The 13,677-nt window shown below is 42.7% G+C and carries 20 protein-coding genes; 17 read left to right on the plus strand and 3 right to left on the minus strand.

Annotated features, from left to right (window positions below; translation table 11 throughout):
• Positions 1–15 precede the first annotated feature (15 nt).
• The 3 genes from rlmB to KGF34_RS09035 all read right to left on the minus strand — a co-directional run bounded on the left by rlmB (position 16) and on the right by KGF34_RS09035 (position 2,918).
• Positions 16–771, minus strand: coding sequence for a 23S rRNA (guanosine(2251)-2'-O)-methyltransferase RlmB (rlmB, locus tag KGF34_RS09025; RefSeq protein WP_022235621.1), 756 nt, complete (start codon positions 769–771; stop codon positions 16–18).
• A gap of 109 nt (positions 772–880) precedes the next feature.
• On the minus strand, positions 881–1,471 hold the full coding sequence (locus tag KGF34_RS09030; protein ID WP_186936079.1) for a DUF6512 family protein: 591 nt from the start codon (positions 1,469–1,471) through the stop codon (positions 881–883).
• A 49-nt stretch (positions 1,472–1,520) separates the two neighbouring features.
• A complete protein-coding gene (locus KGF34_RS09035) occupies positions 1,521–2,918 on the minus strand; it encodes a spore germination protein (protein WP_252558797.1) in 1,398 nt (465 codons plus the stop codon).
• A gap of 245 nt (positions 2,919–3,163) precedes the next feature.
• On the opposite strand from KGF34_RS09035, the gene KGF34_RS09040 reads away from it, so the two are divergent.
• Genes KGF34_RS09040 through KGF34_RS09115 form a run of 17 tightly spaced genes read left to right on the plus strand, consistent with a single transcriptional unit; the run spans position 3,164 to position 13,655 of the window.
• Positions 3,164–3,655 carry a terminase small subunit gene (locus KGF34_RS09040; protein ID WP_022235618.1) on the plus strand — a complete coding sequence of 164 codons (492 nt, stop codon included), beginning with the start codon at positions 3,164–3,166 and terminating at the stop codon, positions 3,653–3,655.
• Complete coding sequence (locus KGF34_RS09045; RefSeq protein ID WP_178587104.1) at positions 3,645–4,892, plus strand: PBSX family phage terminase large subunit; 1,248 nt, start codon at positions 3,645–3,647, stop codon at positions 4,890–4,892. The genes KGF34_RS09040 and KGF34_RS09045 overlap by 11 nt, the downstream gene beginning before the upstream one ends.
• An 11-nt stretch (positions 4,893–4,903) precedes the next feature.
• The gene (locus KGF34_RS09050; RefSeq protein ID WP_195410398.1) at positions 4,904–6,055 is read left to right on the plus strand and encodes a serine/threonine protein phosphatase; all 1,152 of its coding nucleotides are present in this window, start codon (positions 4,904–4,906) and stop codon (positions 6,053–6,055) included.
• On the plus strand, positions 6,039–7,019 hold the full coding sequence (locus KGF34_RS09055; protein WP_252558798.1) for a hypothetical protein: 981 nt from the start codon (positions 6,039–6,041) through the stop codon (positions 7,017–7,019). The genes KGF34_RS09050 and KGF34_RS09055 overlap by 17 nt, the downstream gene beginning before the upstream one ends.
• A 14-nt stretch (positions 7,020–7,033) precedes the next feature.
• Positions 7,034–7,369 carry a hypothetical protein gene (locus tag KGF34_RS09060; protein WP_252558799.1) on the plus strand — a complete coding sequence of 112 codons (336 nt, stop codon included), beginning with the start codon at positions 7,034–7,036 and terminating at the stop codon, positions 7,367–7,369.
• Positions 7,370–7,383: 14 nt separating this feature from the next.
• Entirely contained in the window at positions 7,384–8,394 is a 1,011-nt protein-coding gene (locus KGF34_RS09065) for a phage major capsid protein (RefSeq protein ID WP_252558800.1), read from the plus strand.
• 12 nt (positions 8,395–8,406) lie between these two features.
• The gene (locus tag KGF34_RS09070) at positions 8,407–8,766 is read left to right on the plus strand and encodes a hypothetical protein (RefSeq protein WP_186936065.1); all 360 of its coding nucleotides are present in this window, start codon (positions 8,407–8,409) and stop codon (positions 8,764–8,766) included.
• Positions 8,763–9,119 (plus strand): hypothetical protein, encoded by a 357-nt coding sequence (locus KGF34_RS09075; protein WP_186936063.1) that lies wholly within the window; start codon positions 8,763–8,765, stop codon positions 9,117–9,119. Before KGF34_RS09070 ends, KGF34_RS09075 begins: the two co-directional genes overlap by 4 nt.
• Positions 9,094–9,525: a hypothetical protein gene (locus tag KGF34_RS09080; protein WP_022235610.1), complete on the plus strand. Its 432-nt coding sequence runs from the start codon at positions 9,094–9,096 to the stop codon at positions 9,523–9,525. The genes KGF34_RS09075 and KGF34_RS09080 overlap by 26 nt, the downstream gene beginning before the upstream one ends.
• Before the next feature lie 3 nt (positions 9,526–9,528).
• Positions 9,529–9,888 (plus strand): hypothetical protein, encoded by a 360-nt coding sequence (locus KGF34_RS09085; RefSeq protein WP_252558801.1) that lies wholly within the window; start codon positions 9,529–9,531, stop codon positions 9,886–9,888.
• Positions 9,888–10,016, plus strand: coding sequence for a hypothetical protein (locus tag KGF34_RS11770; RefSeq protein ID WP_271229669.1), 129 nt, complete (start codon positions 9,888–9,890; stop codon positions 10,014–10,016). Before KGF34_RS09085 ends, KGF34_RS11770 begins: the two co-directional genes overlap by 1 nt.
• Positions 10,013–10,531 carry a DNA circularization N-terminal domain-containing protein gene (locus KGF34_RS09090; RefSeq protein WP_252558802.1) on the plus strand — a complete coding sequence of 173 codons (519 nt, stop codon included), beginning with the start codon at positions 10,013–10,015 and terminating at the stop codon, positions 10,529–10,531. The genes KGF34_RS11770 and KGF34_RS09090 overlap by 4 nt, the downstream gene beginning before the upstream one ends.
• Positions 10,525–11,451, plus strand: coding sequence for a hypothetical protein (locus KGF34_RS09095; protein ID WP_252558803.1), 927 nt, complete (start codon positions 10,525–10,527; stop codon positions 11,449–11,451). The genes KGF34_RS09090 and KGF34_RS09095 overlap by 7 nt, the downstream gene beginning before the upstream one ends.
• Position 11,452: 1 nt before the next feature.
• A complete protein-coding gene (locus tag KGF34_RS09100; RefSeq protein ID WP_022235605.1) occupies positions 11,453–11,791 on the plus strand; it encodes a hypothetical protein in 339 nt (112 codons plus the stop codon).
• Positions 11,784–12,134 (plus strand): hypothetical protein, encoded by a 351-nt coding sequence (locus KGF34_RS09105; RefSeq protein WP_252558804.1) that lies wholly within the window; start codon positions 11,784–11,786, stop codon positions 12,132–12,134. Before KGF34_RS09100 ends, KGF34_RS09105 begins: the two co-directional genes overlap by 8 nt.
• Positions 12,121–13,179, plus strand: a complete 1,059-nt coding sequence (locus KGF34_RS09110) for a baseplate J/gp47 family protein (RefSeq protein ID WP_252558805.1) — start codon at positions 12,121–12,123, stop codon at positions 13,177–13,179. The genes KGF34_RS09105 and KGF34_RS09110 overlap by 14 nt, the downstream gene beginning before the upstream one ends.
• Entirely contained in the window at positions 13,179–13,655 is a 477-nt protein-coding gene (locus KGF34_RS09115) for a putative phage tail protein (protein WP_252558806.1), read from the plus strand. Before KGF34_RS09110 ends, KGF34_RS09115 begins: the two co-directional genes overlap by 1 nt.
• Positions 13,656–13,677 lie beyond the last annotated feature (22 nt).

Raw genomic sequence — 13,677 nt, forward strand, 5'->3', positions numbered from 1 at the left:
TTTAACAAAAAGCGTTTATCTGTCTTTCATTGCGCTGTACATTATAATGCCTGCCGCAACAGATGCATTAAGAGAATTTATTTGTCCTTTCATCGGCAAAGATACTATAACATCGCATTTCTCACGCACAAGTCGGGAAATTCCCTTACCCTCGTTGCCTATTACAATTGCGCACGCACCCGAAAAATTGCATTTTTGGTAGTCTGTACCGTTCATATCTGCACCGTACACCCATACGCCCTTGCTCTTAAGGTCATCAATCAGGGCGGCAATGTTTGTTACTCTTGCCACACGCATATATTCTATTGCACCGGCAGACGCCTTGCCTACTGTGTAGGAAAGTCCCACACTGCGTCTTTTCGGAATAATTACACCGTGAACTCCGGCACATTCTGCGGTACGGATGATAGCGCCGAGGTTGTGCGGGTCTTCGATTTCGTCAAGAATTACAATAAAAGGAGGCTCGTCCTTTTCTGCCGCATACGCAAGAATATCATCTACCGTTGAGTATTCTCTGACAGCGGCAAAAGCGACAATGCCCTGGTGGTTTTCGTTGCCGCTTACATAGTCAAGTTTTGTGCGGTCAACTTCTTTTACAAGTATGCCCTTGTCCTTGGCTTTGGCAAGAATTCCCACAACAGCGCCGCTCTTTTCGCCCCTTGCGACAAGAATTTTATCAATAGGTCTGCCGCTGCGGATAGCCTCGCTTACAGGATTTCTGCCTGCTATAACATCAGGCTTTACTTCTGTATCGTTGTTTCTGTTATTCATATAAAGCTTTCCTCGCTTTGTCGATAATCTGTTTTTTGAGTATCTGAAAGTCATAATTTTGTCTGTATGCTTTCAGATACTCTTTAAATTATAACACATATTAAATTGATTAGGAATAGTTTAGCGAAAAAAAGCTGTCGAGATATACTGCTCCTTTGTCAAAATTTTCGGGAATTATGCCGTACAGCCCTGTGGTTCTGTCCATAAAAAGATAATTGTGCATAGGGAACGGAGTGAGCGAGCAGTACAAAACCACAAACAGCAGCAACATAAAAAATGCGGGGTAAAACAGTACCTCACACTTTTTGCTGCCGACCGTCAAGCGGAAAGATATGAAAAAAGCTAAAGTACAGCAAATGAGTGCGGCGGTAAATTCGGGCAGAAAGTGGGTTTGCGCACCTGTAAGAGAATACAGCAGGCAAATTGCCGAATATGAAAGGCAGAAAAACCAAAGGGAAACCGCCTTTGCGACAATAAATTTGCGAAACGGAATTTTTATACATAAAAGTTCGATTCCCGCCCATAAAAGATACGGAAAGAGCAAGGTTTTTTCTATTTCCCATATACTGTCGTTTACCGAACCGAACATTACGCCGATAAGTGTGTGTCCGCTCAAATCAAGCAGATTTTGCATAAAGACAGACATTATAACTATAAATAAAATTCCCGCTATTTCAAGATACATCAGTTTTTTCTGCATATAATCACCTCGTTTGTAAAATATATGCAGAAATTACCTTGGTAATGATTTAGCGTGGGTTGCGTATTCGCAGAATTTTGCGCAGAAATTCTTTGCCGTTAAACGGAACAAGCGGATATAAATAGCTTTTGCTTGAGAGCGTACGATTGGTGCAAAGTAAAACGAGATTTATTATAAACGCAATTATAAATCCCCATACATTAAATATATAGGTCAGTACAAGTAGGAGTACACGGCAGAATTTAAACGAGTAGCCGAGTTCAAAATTCGGTTGTGTGAAGTTTGCAACGGTGACAAGCGCCATATAAAGGATTGCATCCATTGATACCCAGCCCGACTCAACGGCAAACTCAGAAAGAGCTATAGCGCCGATAATACTAAGCGGTGTGGTAAGACTGTTCGGAGTGTTGAGAGCGGCAAGCCGCAGTCCGTCAATTCCGACCTCCATAAGAATAAGTTGCCAGAATACGGGAATGTTCTGCGGTTCGTCAAGCAGTACAAAGCGAAAAAACTCGGGGCAGTAGTCGGGATTTTGCAGTGCAAGCAGCCACAACGGGGTTATAAGCACGGTTACTATTGTTATAAAATACCGTGCAAGTTTTAGGTATGTGCCTGTGACAGGCGGAAAGTAATAATCGTCAGCTTCTTCGAGCACATCAAAGATAGAAGTCGGCAAAAGCAGGGCAGACGGTGCGTTATCGACGAGAATAACTATATTTCCGTCAAGAATTGCCGATGCCGTGGTGTCGGGGCGCTCCGTGTGCTTTACCTTTGGAAAAGGGTTGTACCACAAATTTTTGTAGAGCGCCTCGACAAGGCTTTGCTGATTCATTGTAAGCGATGGAACATCAATGGCTTTTAAGCGTTTGTCGAGATTTGCAAGGAGCTTTTTGTCAACCTTGTTTTCCATATATATAACTGCGATATCTGTGTGGGATTGAGTGCCTACCGAGTATGCTTTTACCGTGAGATTTGTATCACGGATTCGCCGACGGATAAGGGCGGTGTTGTTTATCAGCGTTTCCACAAAGCCGTCACGACTGCCACGCAGAACCTTATCGTTGTCGGGCTCGCTTGTACTTCTCTGTGGGTATGTTCGTGTGTCGAGCAGGATAACTTCGGTAAAATCCTCTATTATAAGTGCGGAAATACCGCTTAAGACATTTGTACATATTTTTTTGAGGTCAGAAGTTACTTCTACTTCAACATAAGGGACTGAGGACTGTGCAAAATAGAGTGCGGATTTAAAATTTTCGGATTTTACATTTTTGTAAAAAAATTCAAGTATTTTTTCTGTAATGTCATCTTTTAAAAGCCCGTCAATAAAAAATAAAGCAGCTTTACGGTCGGCAATTATAAGGTCACGCTTGACAAGGTCAAAGCTCTGTTCACTGCGAAGTGCATCGGACAGGACTTGCAGGTTTGTGTTGTAATCGGTAGTAAACATATTTCCTCCGTGTTGTATTAAATGATTGTTCAAGGCTTAGTTTTTAACATTTTATTGAAAATATGTTAAAAGATTGAAATTGATTAAAATCGGGTACTGAATTTTGAAAAAACTTAGAAAAAACCGATTTTAAAAATTTTTTTAAATTATTTTTTGAAAAATTAGCCTAATTAATGCAATTTTTGAAGTTTTTGTATGTATAGTTGAAAGGCAGTTTTAAATTTGCTTTTCAAACGGAGGTGTTTATGGAAAGAAAATCAAAAGGACTTACCGCCAAGGAAAAAACTTTTTGCAATTGTTTTGTAAGCTGCGGAAGTGCTGACGAGGCGGCTTATAACGCAGGCTTTGTCAGAAATCCCAAGAGGAGCGGAGAAGAGCTTTTGTGCAGAGAAGATATTGCCGATGAAATTAAAAGGCTCGGCAAATGCCGCACAAGTTCGCTTTCGGAGATTGCCACCGTGGGTTACAGAAGGCTTGCTTTCGGCAAAATTTCTGACGCCGTGTCGCTTTTATATATGGAAAATCCGTCAAGGGAACAGCTTGAGCATATGGATTTGTTTTTGGTTTCAGAAATAAAAAGACCAAAGGACGGTTCTATGGAAATCAAATTTTTTGACAGGCTCAAAGCACTTGAAAAGCTGACAGACGACAGCGAAAAAGAGGACAGGGCAACTCCTTTTTATGACGCTATTGCCAAGGGAGCGGAGGCATTGAGAAGTGAAACCGATGAAAGTTGATACTTTTTCAAAACAACAGCTTAAGGTGCTTTCGTGGTGGTGCAAGGAGAGCCGATACAAAAATTACGACGCAATCATCTGTGACGGCGCAGTGCGTTCGGGCAAAACTTTCTGTATGAGCATTTCGTTTTTTGCGTGGAGCTTTTACAGCTTTGCAAATTCGGATTTTGCCCTCTGCGGAAAGACTATTCGCTCTCTGCGCAGAAATATGGTAACTCCGATAATTCCCGTGCTTAAAAGCCTCGGCTTTGAGTGCAGTGAGCAAATTTCAAAAAATTTACTTATCGTGCGCTACGGCGATATTGAAAACAGGTTTTACCTTTTTGGAGGTAAGGACGAGTCCTCTGCCTCTCTCATTCAGGGTATGACACTTTGCGGTGTGCTTTTTGACGAAGTGGCGCTTATGCCCCGCTCTTTTGTGGAGCAGGCACTTGCAAGATGTTCGGTAAACGGTTCAAAGTTTTGGTTTAACTGCAATCCCGAATATCCCCGTCACTGGTTCTACACCGAGTGGATTCGGAAAGCCGACAGCAAAAATGCGTTATACCTGCATTTTACAATGGAGGACAATCCGTCGCTTTCAAAAGAGGTGCGCCAAAGGTACGAGGGTTTGTATTCAGGTGTGTTTTATCAGCGATTTGTGCTCGGCAGATGGGTTGCGGTGCACGGTGCGGTGTATCCGTTTATGGACGATGAAAAAATGTACTGCGAAGTGCCCGATGTCGGTTTTGACGATTTTGCGGTTTCGTGCGATTACGGTACGGTAAACCCTGCGTCATTCGGTTTGTGGGGTGAAAAAAATTCCGTATGGTATCGAATTAAGGAGTATTATTTTGATTCACGCAGAGAGGGTTATCAACGCACCGACGAGGAGCACTACGCAAAACTCGAAGAGCTTGTCGGCAACAGAAAAGTAAGTCGGGTAGTAGTTGACCCGTCAGCCGCAAGTTTTATTGAGGTAATACGCAGACATAAAAGATTTAATGCAGTGCCCGCCGAAAACAATGTTGTAAACGGTATTCGGCTTGTAAGTCAGGCACTCAAGGACGGCAGAATAAAAATCTGCTCAACCTGCAAAGACGCAAGGAGAGAATTTGCACTTTACAGGTGGGACACAAAAAACGGCGCAGATGTGCCGATTAAGGAGAATGACCATTCAATGGATGATATAAGGTATTTTACGGCGTCAATATCGACAGGCAAAAAGGGCTTTTCGGTATTTGCCCTTAGGCGATAGGAGGTGTTAGATTGAATTTGTTTTCACGCAAAAAGAAAGAGAGCAAGGGCACGGTTGTGCAGACCGCACAGAGGAAAATCAATTCCCCTCTTGCAATGTTTTCGGATGTTAGCAGTACGGCTGCGGAGCGTGAATTGTTCAGAAATCTGCGAAAATCAGTCCCGGTAATAGATGCGGCAATATGTAAGCTGATACGCTTGCTCGGTACTTTTACCGTTACGGCAAAAAACAGCCGCTGTCAGCAGATTATTGATGATTTTATGAGCAATGTATGCACAAACGGCACAGGCACGGGCATTAACGGCTTTGTGTATTCGTATATGGAGTCACTTTTGACTTACGGCGAGGCTGTGGGCGAAATGGTGCTTTCCCGTGACGGAAAAAGAGTTGTCGCACTTTACAATGCAAGTGTTGACGATGTTGAGATACAGGAGGGCAGTTCACCGCTTGACCTTGTGATTTGCACAAAAAACGACGGAATGATTACCCCGGTTAAGTATTCAAACCTTGTGTTTGCCACTCTGTTAAATCCCGAACCCGGCACTGTCAGAGGCAGTTCGCTTTTAAAAGGTTTGCCGTTTGTAAGTTCGGTGCTTTTAAAGATTTTTGAGTCAATCAAAACCAACTGGGAAAGGGTAGGCAATGTGCGTTTTGCGGTTACTTGCAAACCGTCCGACAACACTGTATTTACAGAGGACAGCGCAAGACTTATTGCAGACGAATGGAGCAAGGCTATGCGCAGTGAAAGCGTGTGCGACTTTGTTTCGGTGGGTGATGTATCGGTAAAAGTAATCGGTGCGGAAAATCAGATTCCCGATTGCGATGTGCCTATTAAGCATCTGCTTGAGCAGATTGTTGCAAAACTCGGTTTGCCGCCGTTTTTACTCGGCTTTTCGTGGTCAAGCACGGAGAGAATGAGTGAACAGCAGGCGGATATTCTTACAAGTGAGCTTGAATATTACAGAACATTGCTCAACCCGATTATTACCAAAGTTATAAGAACTGTGTTAAGGCTTGAGGGTTACACCGACGGTTTTGCTGTTGAATGGGACGACATTAATATGCAGGATGCGGTTCAGCTTTCAAACGCAAGACTTAACAATGCAAGGGCAGAACAGATTGAATTTGAAACAGGTAAGGTGAAAAATGACAGGAGAGATTAAAAAGGAAATTAATGCGGTGACAGACAGCACAACCGCCGAGGTTACCGATAAGGAATTGGAGCTTATCAATGCGTATTCACGCAGAAAGCTGACAAAGGACGAGGTATATGTTTTCGGTGTGGTTTTGTGCGACAACGATATTGACCGTGACAACGAGCGTTTTACCGTGGAGTCGCTTTTTGAACTTGAAAAACTCTTTGTAGGCAAGACGGGTATTTTTGACCACTCGCCGACAGCCAAAAACCAGACGGCAAGAATTTTTGCCTGTTCGGTTGAAAGCGTTGACGGCAGAAAAACAGCAACGGGTGATGATTATTTCAGACTTACCGCAAGGGCATATATTCCGAAAACCAAGGGTAACGATGAGATTATTCAGGCGATTGACAGCGGTATTTTAAAGGAAGTAAGCATAGGCTGTGCCGCAGGTGAAGTAAAATGCAGTGTTTGCGGCGAAAGCCTTAATCATTGCTCGCACATAAAGGGCGAAACCTACGGCGGCAGAAAGTGTTACGGCGAGCTTTGCGGTATTTATGACGCTTACGAATGGAGTTTTGTTGCCGTGCCTGCACAAAGAAGTGCGGGAGTTATTAAAAGTTTTAAGGGAAAGGAAATGAAGATGGAAGAAATTTTAAAGAGCATTTACACCGAAAAGGATATTAATTTAAGCGGTGAAGAGTGCAAAAAACTTTGCTCGTACATAGATGAGCTTAAGAAAAGTGCCGCCGACGGAGTATATTACCGTGACAGCCTTACTTCGGAAGTGCTTAGATTATCGGCTGTTGTTCAGCCTGATATTTCAAGAGAAACTATGGAGAGCGTTGCAAAGAGTATGAGCGTAGTTCAGCTTAAGGAATTTAAAAATGCTTTTGAAAAAAGGGCGGACGGCATTTTGCCGTCGGTTCCCCAACTTTACAAACAGAAGAACGATATTACAGCCGAATCAAACGGCAATTTTAAAATATAACGGAGGAATAAATAATGAATGTAAATTTTAACGGTTATGGCGAAAATGTGCTTACTTTTGAGGCAGGCACCAATCTTAAAACAGCGGGTGTTCCTGTAAAAATGACTGATGACGGCAAGGTAACGGCTTGCACAAGCGGAGAAGTATTCTGCGGTATTTGCCTTTCATTGAGAGGCGGTTATGCAACGGTTCAGCTTAAGGGCTATGTTACAATGCCCGCCAAATCAAAAATCACAGTGGGTTACAAGAAGCTTGCTGCGGGCGAGGGTTCTGCAGTGGCATCATCAACAACAGGCAGAGAGTATCTTGTGTTAAATTCAACAGCCGACTCGGTTGGCTTTATTCTTTAAGGAGGTAATTAATTATGGCAAATTTTGAAAACTTAACTATTGAAAAGGGTATGTATCAGGCAAAGGGAAAAACACTTACAGATGTGCTCGAAACTCTTGACCCGTCGGAAAATTACAAGGGTACGGCGCTTTCAAATCTTGACGCTTTTTCAAGACAGCTCAAGCGCTTTGACATTAAGGTGAACGGCAGCGGCAGTGACTGCGTGGAAAAATTCTTCCAATCCTCGGACTCGGCGGCACTTTTCCCAGAATATGTCAGCCGTGCGGTAAGACAGGGTATGGAGAGAGCGGATATTCTCCCGCAGATTGTGGCTACCGTTACAAATATTGACGGTATGGATTACAGAAGCATTGAGTCCGATATGACAGACGATGACAAGACTTTAAAGCCTGTGGGCGAGGGTGCTGTAATTCCGCAGACAAAAATCAAGACAAGAGAAAACCTCGTAAAACTTCACAAGCGTGGCAGAATGCTTGTGGCATCATATGAGGCGGTAAGATTTCAGCGTATTGATTTGTTTACGGTTACATTAAGACGAATCGGCGAGTACATTGCAAGGGCACAGCTTAAAGACGCTATTGATGTGCTTGTAAACGGTGACGGCAACGCAAATCCTGCGGCAAATGTTGATGTTGCGGCGAGCGGTTCAATTACTTATGCCGACCTTTTAAAACTTTGGTCACAGCTTTCACCGTATGAACTCAATACAATTATTGCACCGACAGACGCTATGCAGAAGTTGCTTTCTATGAGCGAGATGCAGGATGCAAACGCAGGTCTTGATTTTCAGGCAAGCGGCAGAATGATTACACCGCTCGGAGCATCTCTCCTTCATGCTCCGGAAATGACAGGCAGCAAGATTATCGGTTTTGACAAGAACTGCGCACTCGAAATGGTACAGGCAGGCAATGTAAATACCGATTATGACAAACTTATTGACCGTCAGCTTGAAAGAGCGGCAATCACCTGTACCGCAGGTTTTTCAAAGATTTTTGCGGATTCCGTAAAGACTTTGTCTTACTGATGAGGTGAAGTTTTGAATACGGGCAACATTGTTGAAAAATTTGAACTGCTTTCCGGTATTGAGAGCAGTGAGTCGATTAAGTGGCGTAGTGTTGTGGACGATGCCTGTGCCTATGTGTATTCAAGAATTGCCGACAAACCGCTTTCCGCAAGCGATGAACGCAGGATTGAGTTTTTATGTGCCGTTTATGCGTACAAACTTTATGTTATGTGCGGTAAAAGCGAAGTTTCTTCATTTAAGGCGGGAGATGTTACCGTAACAGCTCCTGCCGATGAGGGCGACAAAGCCGAAAAGCTCTGGCAGGACCAGCTTGCAAAATGTTCTGATTTAATTAAGAAAGAGGGATTTTTGTTCGGGAGAGTGGTAACTTGAAAATCTACGGCACAGTAGGCAAACTTATTGACAGATACGGCACGGAAGTTACGGTCGATAACGAAAAGACAAAGGCTTTTATTCAGCCGATAAGGTATAACAGCAGATATTACGGTACAACAAAACGCAAAGTGTCGGGAACGGTTACTTCGGAAAGATTTTTGTATATAGGCAAGCCCGAAACAAAACTGACTTGCGACAAAAGCGTAATACAAATCGCAGACCGTAAATATATTGTTAGGAGATACGATATTTACCGTGTGGGCAGGTACGGAGTATATGCATATGGCGTACTTGCACCGTGCGGTGAGGTATTGGAGGATGAGTATGAATCAGATAACTACACAACTTGACAGAATTATTGCAAGGCTTAAGCAAAACGAAAAACTTGCAAAGGTAAAGTTTATCAGAGAGCACGGAAACCACGGTGCAGAGATAAATTTAACAAGTTTTCTTGCGGTAGTTGCGGTTACGGATACCGTACTTTCAAAAAAGTATGTGGGTGATTATCTTTCCGCATCTGTAAAGGGCGAGCAATTTTTGGCAAAAGTGCAGATCTTTGTTTATGCTCCTGCCGATGAAAACGGCAACGGACTTTCTGAAATAACCTGCGAGATTATGCAGGGATTGAAAAAGGCGGATACCGAAAAAATAATTTCGGAACTGTCGGTATCCGCAATCGATTTTGATACAGATATAAATGCTATTTTCAGAAAAGTTGAGTTTACTATGGAATTTTTTGTTTGCGAGGAGGTTTAAAGGTTGAGGGAATTTTTAAAGGGAGAGGATATTACCGTGCTTAAAAACGGCAATATCCTTGGAGGAATAATAAGTGTTGAAACGCATAAAAACAGCACGGTTTATGGGGTGAAACAGTATATGAGCGACAGTGTGAGCTGTGCACATACAAAGGACGAATACACTGTTACCATAGAAATGAATGTGCCGAGCAGAGAGGGCTTTTTAAAGGAAAGCAGAATGGACAGCATTGAACTGAAAACTGCCGACGGCAGTGAAACCTACAGAAATTGCACGGTGAAAAGTGCATGGTGCAGACACAAATCCGCCGATTTTTCAATACTGAAAATGGTGCTCGGCTGCGAGAAAAGAGAGGTTACATAATGAATTACAAAGAAAATGATTTTGCCAAAAACGAGGGACAGGCTGAAAAAATCAGCGAGGAACTTGAAAGAGAGAGCAGACGATACAGTCACGGATTTTCGGAGGAAGAAGAGGCAAGAGAAAGATGACGCTTGTTCCTATGAGATTTAAAAACTATGAATGGAGATATAATCCGGAAGAGATAAGTTTTGAGTGTGAAAAAAACATACAGGAGCTTAACTCACCGAAAAACACGGCATATATTCAGAACCTCGGCAGAAAAAACAGGCTTATAAAAGGAAAGGGTCAGCTTTGCGGAGCGGATTGCCACGAGCAGTTTGCAAATTTGTGGAAAGTTTTTGAGGAGGGCGGAGTAGGTGTGCTTGCTTTGCCGTTTATAAAACCGGTGTATGCGGTGTTTGAAAAACTTACGGTAATCGGCGAGCCTGTACCCGATATGCTTACATACAGCTTTGTTTTCAGAGAAGTTATGGAGAAAGAGAAGAAAACGGCGGTAAATACATACATCACAAAAGCAGGCGAATGTTTGTGGGATATTTCTTACGCTTTCAATGCTCGGATTGAAACGCTGTTAAAACTCAATCCGTGGGTTAAGCGGGCGGACGAGCTTATGCAAAAAGGAAAGGTGATAAAGCTGTGCTGAAATTTAAGATGACAACGCATAGCGGAATGCTTTTACTGCCGTCACCCGTTACCGTGGTGTATAACAGTGAGTTTTCTGTGCCTGCCGATGATGTAACCGTTGAATTTCCGTATATCAAAGGATGCGAGGACGGCGATTTTCTTTACGGCTTTGACGGCGAAAACTTAGTGTTTAAGGGGCAGATTGACGAAATTATCACCAAAAGCAGCGGTGAGAAAATTACCGTAAAAATTACGGCGAGGAGTATGGCGAGTGTTTTGCTTGACAACGAGGCAGAACCTTGCATTTACTTTAATGCGTCATCATCCGTGATTTTTGAACGGCATTTACAGCCGTTTGGCTTTAACGGTTACATCGGCGACAACAATCCTTATTTCGGTTATATAAAAATCAGTAAGGGCATGAGCCAATGGCAGGTGCTTGAAAATTATTGCGTAAATAAATACGGAAAAAAGCCGAGAATTACAGGCGACGGCAGAGTTATATTAAACGGCGGTATCAACGGTGAAGTGCTTTGCTTCGGCAACAATGAAAGTTACAGGTATATTTCGGCGGAAAGCAGAATAAAGCGTTACAAGGTGATTTCCGATGTCAGATTAAAGGTGAAGCAGGGCAACAGATACGGCAGTGTAATAAAAAACAGCCTTGCGGATACAAGGCTTGTGCGCAGAAGATATGTTGACGCATTGACAGGCGGTGGTTCTGTGGGAACAGCCGACAGAATTATAAGCACCAGCAACGGTAATGCTTTTGAAATTGAACTTGTATGTCCGTATATGCTTATGTGCGAGGTCGGCAACAAAGCAACGATTAACGATGAGGTTATCGGTTCTTATGACGGACTTTATGTGCACAAGATAAGATACACTGCCGACAGCAAGAGCGAAAAAACAGTTATTACACTGAAAAAGGAGATTTGATATGTGGATTGCGGAGAATTTAAGTAAAAATTCAATTAATAAACCTACAGCGGAGAGCGGTAATGTTGTGATGAGTGAAATCGGCAACAATGCGATCATCGCCTCGGGCGAACATATAGGACTTGATTTTGTTACACCGTACGGAATCGTGTCTATTCCTCCCGTAAAGGAAAAAGCCGTTGTACTTCCGCTTGCCGACAAGGAGGTTTGCGTGGGCGTTATTTCGGAGGTTTCTTCCGTTCAGCCGGGTGAAATCCTGCTTAAGTCAAAGGGCGGTGCAGAAGTATATCTGAAAAATGACGGCTCGGTATATATAAACGGTGTAAAGGTTGGTGACTGATACGGATACGCTGATTAAAAATAAAGATATTGCGGTTGACAGCGGCGGCAGGTATATTCATATTTCGGGTGACGATGAAATTTTACAGCAGGCATTTTTTAAAATCAGCGCAAAATTTGCAGGCTTTGTGTATAACCGTGAACTCGGATGTGAACTAAACCAGGTGGATTTTGATGATGAGAATTTTCAAGAAAAAGTTAATCTTATAATGTCGCAGGCACTGGCGGATTTTCCGACAGTTACTGCGAAAGTTTTGGCTTTGAGAAAACCGAAATTCAGTATCAGACTGATTTGCAACGAAAGCGTAAGAGAGGAGATTATTAATACAGATGATTACCTATGATGAAATTTACAACAGAATGAAATCGGAGTTTTCGGCAAAAAGCAAATATGATTTTGACGAAGCGAGTGATGCGGCAATAAGAATGAGAGTGCTTGCAGGCGAAATTTTTAACGCAATGACAAATATTGAGTGGCTGAAAAATCAGATGTTTGTTGCTACCGCAAGCGGCGAGTATCTTGATTATTTTGCATCTCAAAGAGGACTTGAGCGTAAGCAGGCGCAGAAAGCGCAGGGTGAACTTACATTCTTTATCAATGAACCTGTTGAAAACAGCATTTTTATTCCTAAAGGAAGTATGGTCGCCACGGCAGACACCGAGCCGCTAAGATATGTTACTGTTGAAGATGCGGAGATTGCGGCGGGAAATACACTTGTCAGCGTTTCGGCAGAGGCGGACAAGGCGGGTAAGATTTCAAATATTCCCATTAATACAGCAAAAATCATTGTATCCGCACCTGCGGAAATCAATTACGCATATAACAGAGAACCGTTTGAGGACGGTTGTGACGCAGAAACCGACGATGAATTAAGGGAAAGAATTAAGGCAAGTTTTCTTGTGCCGTCAAACGGAACAAACAAAGCATATTACGAAAAACTTGCGCTAAGTGTACCCGGAATTACTAAAGCGGGAGTTATAGCAAAGGGCAGAGGTACGGGCACGGTAGATGTATATGTAAGCAACGGAGAAAATTCACCGTCATCGGCGGCAGTGGCACAAGCGCAGGTGCTTATCGCCAAAAACAGAGAACTGAATGTTGATGTTAAAGTTATTTCGGCACAATTGAGAAAAATTAATTTGTCTGTCGCAGTGTATGCTAAAGACGGATATATCAGAAATGATATAGTGAACATTTGTACACAGGTGTTTAAAGATTACTTAAATGAAATTGAGATCGGCGGTACTATGTATGTGGCGGAGCTTGGAAAAAGGCTGATGAACAGCGGCTGTATTTGTTCATATAAATTTCCGACGAATTTTGTTGATGTGAATGCGACGGCGGCACAGGTATTTTCGGTCGGCACTGTAAAAATTGAGGTGAAATGATGGACAGTTATACTTCAATGATTAAAAAACTTACGGATACCAAACTTTATTTGGTTAGAACAGGCGGCAGAACTTATGCGGAATTAAAAGCCTTTGCCGCAGGGCTTGATCTGCTTTTTAACGAGCTTGACGAAATGCTTAAAGAATATTTCATTGACACGGCGCAAAGTTACGGACTTACCGAACGGGAAAGATTTACAGGCGCAGTGAGAGATGATTTGAGTATTGAGAAAAGGCGGGAACTTTTAAAGATAAGAGAGCAGACAAACGAGGAGTTTTGTACTCCCGAGGGTTTTAATAAAATTTTGGAGGGATACGGACTCGGTAATTTTAAAATCACCGAAAATCCGTCCCAAAACGCTTTGAGCGTAAAAATTTCCGATTCCTTGAGCGAATTAAATAAAGTATGGGTAAATAAGATGATTGAAAAAGACTTCCCTGCTCATCTTGAGATTACGGTTGAATTTGCAAGTTGATTTTAAGGGCGAACGGTAAAGT

The sequence above is a fragment of the Ruminococcus sp. FMBCY1 genome, assembly GCF_023921805.1.
In the GTDB taxonomy this organism is placed as follows: Bacteria; Bacillota; Clostridia; order Oscillospirales; family Acutalibacteraceae; genus Ruminococcoides; species Ruminococcoides intestinale_A.